2 protein-coding genes and 1 pseudogene are annotated in these 5,103 nt (G+C 62.0%); 1 reads left to right on the top strand and 2 read right to left on the bottom strand.

What is annotated here, in order from left to right:
- Positions 1 to 383: 383 nt before the first annotated feature.
- Positions 384 to 530: pseudogene (locus BLU85_RS31535) on the top strand (DUF6124 family protein); the annotation flags it as partial.
- A 141-nt stretch (positions 531 to 671) separates the two neighbouring features.
- Here BLU85_RS31535 and BLU85_RS30015 read toward each other — a convergent pair.
- Together BLU85_RS30015 and BLU85_RS30010 are read right to left on the bottom strand one after the other, a co-directional pair.
- Positions 672 to 1,010, bottom strand: a complete 339-nt coding sequence (locus tag BLU85_RS30015; RefSeq protein ID WP_092205600.1) for a tryptophan synthase subunit beta — start codon at positions 1,008 to 1,010, stop codon at positions 672 to 674.
- A 121-nt stretch (positions 1,011 to 1,131) separates the two neighbouring features.
- Positions 1,132 to 5,103: immunoglobulin-like domain-containing protein (locus tag BLU85_RS30010; protein ID WP_139212829.1), on the bottom strand; the 3,972-nt coding region annotated here is incomplete at its 5' end.

The following is a 5,103-nucleotide window of genomic DNA, read 5'->3' as shown; positions in this document are numbered from 1 at the left end:
AACGACCAAAAACCTATGTGGGAGCGAGCTTGCTCGCGATGGCGGTGGATCAGCTAAATAAATGCCGTGATGTGTCCCGCTCTTGCTCTTGCTCTTGCTCTTGCTCTTGCTCTTGCTCTTGCTTTGGCTTTTGATCTTGGGCGCCCCGTTAAACCACGCTGGCCGAACGCAGGCATTGCGCAGTGGGCACCTCGGCATGGATGCCGAGGTAGCCGCGCTGGGCCATGGATGGCCCTTCGCGGCGGCCCACGGAGCAATGCCGGAGTGAGGGCACACCGAGCCTAGGCGAGGTGCCGAGTGGTGGGGCAAAGCGTTTTTGGTTACTTTTGGCGCTCTTCCAAAAGTGACCCGCTGTAAGAGCGGAACCGCCAGTAGCCGTTACCGCAATCAGCGCCATCGCCGCCGACCTGGCTGACGACGTCGACGGCTCACGCCGCAGCGTGATCCTGGCGATCAGCCGGATGGCCGAAGGGGTGCAGTTGTTGGTGGAGCGGGCGATGGATCGGCTGGAGGTTCAAGCGGCGGGCTGAGAGGCCTGCGGTGAATTGAAGATTGTCATCGCGAGCAAGCTCGCTCCCACACGGGGTCTGTGTCGAGCCGAAATATCGAGATCAACACCGATCAACTGTGGGAGCGAGCTTGCTCGCGATGGCGTCAGCCCGGTTGGCAGGCTAGATCAACCCCTTCTCATCATCATCGATCAACCGGCTCAACCCGCCCAGTGCTTCCCGGGCCTGGGTGCGGTCCATCAGTTTGGCCTGGGCCGCGGCTGGCAGGTCGGTGACGCGGATCACGCCTTTGCTGGTCAGCACCTGGATCAAGTCATCGAGTACCCGGATCATTTCCAGGTCGCTCTGCTTGAGCTGCTTGAGGCTGTTTTCCACCGCCTGGTTGGCGAACCAGTCCTGGATCTCGTGGCTGTCGGCCGGCAGGGTTTCGGTGGCTTCGGCATAAGCGGCGGCTTCTACGCGCACCAGCAGGCCTTGCGCATCGCGTTGCACATAAAACATCGGGCATCCCTCATGTATGAAGCGGCGTCATGCTGGGCAGCATAGGCCAACTGTGGGGGAGTATGAACACTTATCCCGTGGCGAGGGAGCTTGCTCCCGCGCCACGGGTTTTGTGTCAGGTTCAGCTGTTGTTGTGGTCGACCTTGATGGTCGGGTCACTGCCGGCGATCAACGAGTTCAGATTCACGTTCGACCAGTTGTTGCCTTCGAGCTTGATCGTCACGTCCGGCGCCGCCGCGGCACCGTTGGCCCCATTGAACTGGCCGGAGGTACTGACCTGCAGCGACGACACGCCATCGACCGTGCTGATCTTCAGGAAGTGGTCGATGGTGCTGCCGGTTTCGCCCTGCAACAGATCCCGCAGGTCGATCCGGTCGCCATCGGCGGCCTTGAAGTCCTTGATCACGTCGGTGCCGGTGTCGCCTGCCTTCCAGACAAAGGTATCGCCCCCCAGGCCGCCGATCAGGGTGTCATTGCCCTGGCCGCCGATCAGTGTGTCGTTACCCGTGCCACCCAGCAGGATGTCATTGCCCTTGCCACCGTTGAGCGTGTCGTTGCCGCCCTGGCCGAAAATGATGTCGTTGCCGGCGCCGCCCAACAGGGTGTCGTTGCCATCGTGGGCACCGGACACATCGAACGCGGTGTAGTGCTCGGTGATGTACTGGTGCACGTTGCTGGTGGTGACCTTGCTGACGTCCACGCCGTTCTGCTGGGCCACGAACGCCTGGATGGCCTGGTAGCCCTCGCCTGCAACGCCGTTGAAGCTCACCAGGTCGCCGAACAGGATGTCGTTGCCTTCGCCCCCGTTGACCGTGTCGGCGCCTGGCAGGGTCGCTTCGGTGTGGCCGATGATCGAGTTGGCCAGGTCTTTGGGGTCGATGTTGGTCTGCGGTTTTCCATCCGAGTCGTATGGCTTGAGATCGTCCAGGGTCACGCCATTGTTCAGGCCGATGGCCTCGACGTTGCTCAGGCCTTTCAACAGCGTGAAGCTGGCGTTCGAAGCTGTCGCCACCGAACCGCTGTCGCTCAGGTAGGAGAACTCGAAGGTTCCGTTGCCCTCGGCATGCACGGTACCGACATAGTTGTCATTCCAGTTCCTGCCGTTTTTGGTCGACAGGTACATTTCCCCATCTTCATAGATGGTGAACTTGTGCGTGCTGTCGATCGTCTGGGTGTAGTACTTGCCGACGGTGTAATTGGCCGCGCTCAAGACGTCATCGAGCTTGACGGTGCCGTACAGCGTCGGGTTCGTCTGTTCGCCTGCCTGATAAAGGTTCGGCTGGCCGTCGGTAATAAAGTACGTCAGGTTCTTCGCGTCGGTATTGGCCTGTGCCAGCGGGCTGTTGAAGAAGTTCGCCGTCGTCTTGAAGACGTCTTCGTAGTTGGTGCTGCCACCGGAAACCATTGAGTCAAGTACGTTCTTGAGCAGCGTCAATGCGTTCGGATCATTGAGGTTCACCGCAACGCTCTTGTTCACCTGGGTATCGAAGTCCGCCAGGAAAATGTTCACTGTTCCTGAGTTGCTACCCAGGCTTTGCTTGAGCGTGTTGAACACTGAGGTCAGCGAATTCTTGGCCGCAGTGACGGACGACGAACTCATGCTGCCGGAGCTGTCCACCATGAAGGCAATGTTGTAATTGACGCCCGGCACCACGGTCAGGCCGCCGATGTCGGCAACGACGATGTCGTTGCCGTCCGTGCCGGTGACGTTGTCGCTGCCGGAGGTGGCTGTCACGGCGTTGTACACCGCCGGATAAACCGTGACCGGGATCTGCGCGGTGCTGACCGCCGAGCCGCCGAGGGCTTCGGTAGAGGTCGAGGTCACGGTCAGGTTGAACTGGCCGTTGTAGTAGGTCGGTGGCGTCAGGGTCAGGCTGCCCAGGTTCCAGCCGGTGACCGAGGCTTCGCCGTTGCTGCCCACGGTCGCGGTATGGCCCGCGCCGTCGCTCAGCACGCTGCCTTCCGGAATGCCGCCGATCTTCACGCTCAGGCTTTCCGAACCGTCGGTGTCGGTCAGGGCCGTGGTGATCTTGGACAGGTTCACGCTGGTGCCTTCGGCACCTTCGTTGAGTTTGTAGCCGTCGTAATAACCTTCGCCATTGGTGCCGTGCAGGTCGGAGACGGTCACGCCGGCATTCGCCAGGTCGGCCACGCCGGTGTACAGCGGCACGCCGGCACTGCTCAGGTCCACTGGCGTGCCGCCGTTGACCGACAGGTTCACGTCGTAGCTGCCCGGGCCAGTCTGGTTATGGTGGTAGATGTCCAAGGTGTAGTAGCCGCTGGTGGTCGGTGTGAACGAGCCGTTCAATTTACCGCCTGCGCCCCAGGTGATGGCCGCAACGTCCTTGCCGCCGACGGTGACGAGCAGGCTGTCATCGCCGGTACCGCTGAAGGTGTAGGTCTTGCCGGCTTCGAGGAAGATCAGGCCGGAAGTTTTCGACGCGGTGCCCGGGTTCACGTTGCTGTCGGACTGGACGTTGGTCACGTTGGTGCTGCTGTTCGGCGTGCCGGCGGCATCGATCACCGACTTGAGCGTGCCGGATGGCGCGCCGTTGCCATCGGTGCCCAGGCCCGACAGGCCGGTCCAGACTTCCTTGATCAGCCCGGTGGAGGTCACGTTGTTGCCGGCCACGTTGAGGGTCGGTGCGTCGGCGACCGGCGTGATGTCGATCTTCACCGTGCCGGTATTGCCCAGCGCCTGGCCGTCGGTTGGCTGGAAGCTGATCTGTGCGTAATCGGCCTTTTGATCGCCCACGCCGCTCGGGTTGCCGTTGGCGCCGGATTCGTTGGCGTCCGGGGTGAAGCGCAGCTTGCCAGCGTCGATGTCAGCCTTGGTGAAGGTCTGGTTGTTGGCCACGTCCTTCCAGGTGGCACCGTCCAGGTACTGCAACTTGCCGTCGCTCGGCAGCCCGGTGATTTTCACACCCTGGCTGGCGGCGGCGCTGTCCACGTCGCTGATACCGAACGTCGACCAGCCGAGCACCAGTGAAGTGTCTTCGGTGCCGGTCACCGCGCCACCGGTGGCTACTGGCGCGTCGTTAACCCCGACCACGTTCACGGTGGTGGTGGCCGTGTTGGAGTAGTTGGTGCCGTCGGTCACCGTCACGGTGATGATGCGCGGTACGGTACTCGGGTCATCGCTGCTGTTGGTGAAGCTGATGTTCTTGATCTGCTGCATGTAGTCGGCCAGCGTCGCATTGCCCGACAGCGTCAGCACGATCTTGCCGTCGGTGCTGTTGGCGTTGATGCTGATGCCGTTGACGCTGTTGCCCAGGTTCAGCACATCGCCAGGCTGACGGTTGGTCAGCACGATGGTCGCGCCGGTCAGCAGGGTGCTGTCCGGGTCGGTGATCTTCAGGTCGGTGTCACCGATGGACACGCCCGGGCCAGTGGTGCCTTCGGTGAAGGTCACCTGGTAGTCGGCCCCGGTCTTGCCGCTGGAGTTGTTGGCGTCCAGGTCGAGTACCGGCGGCGCATCGTTGTCGATGATCGACGTGCTGACGCTGCCGTTGGTGCCGCTGACGCCCAGGTGCTCGAAGTTGCCACCGGTGGCCGAGTCGATCTTGACCACGAAGTTTTCGGTGCCTTCGGTGATCTTGTCGTCCAGCGTCGCGACGTTGAAGGTGGCGCTGGTGGCGTTGGCCGGGATCTTCACGGTGTAGACGCCGGTGAAGTCCGAACCGTCGGCCGCAGTGCCGCTGTAGACGATCTTGACGGTCACTTCTGTCTGCGCCGGGTTGGTCAGGCTGACGGTGTACGTCGCGGTCTGGCCTTCGGTGACGGACGTGCTGCCGGTGATGCTGACGGTGGTGTTGTCGACGGTATCGCCCACGGTCGTCGACGCGCCGGTCTTATCGACAGCGATGGCTTCGAGGTTGCCGCCGGAAGCCGATTTGATCGTTTCGGTGATGGACGGAGCACCAGTGTAGACATCGTTGCCAGCAGCCACATCCAATACGCCCGAGCTTGCGCCGGCGGCGATGGTGATGGTTTTGCCGCTGTCGAGGGTGACGGTGACCGGACCGTTTTGTGCGGTGACGGGTTTGCCATCGGCACCGGTCAAGGTAGCGGTGTAGGTGATCGTGCCGTTTTC

This window comes from Pseudomonas sp. NFACC14, from assembly GCF_900106885.1.
Taxonomy (GTDB): Bacteria; Pseudomonadota; Gammaproteobacteria; order Pseudomonadales; family Pseudomonadaceae; genus Aquipseudomonas; species Aquipseudomonas fluorescens_AA.
The sequence above is the reverse complement of the archived record's forward strand: the minus strand, read 5'-3'. Positions and strand labels throughout refer to the sequence as shown.

Coding starts and splice junctions, on each gene's coding strand:
- BLU85_RS30015 (WP_092205600.1), bottom strand. CDS start 1,010: ATGTTTTATGTGCAACGCGATGCGCAAGGCCTGCTGGTGCGCGTAGAA.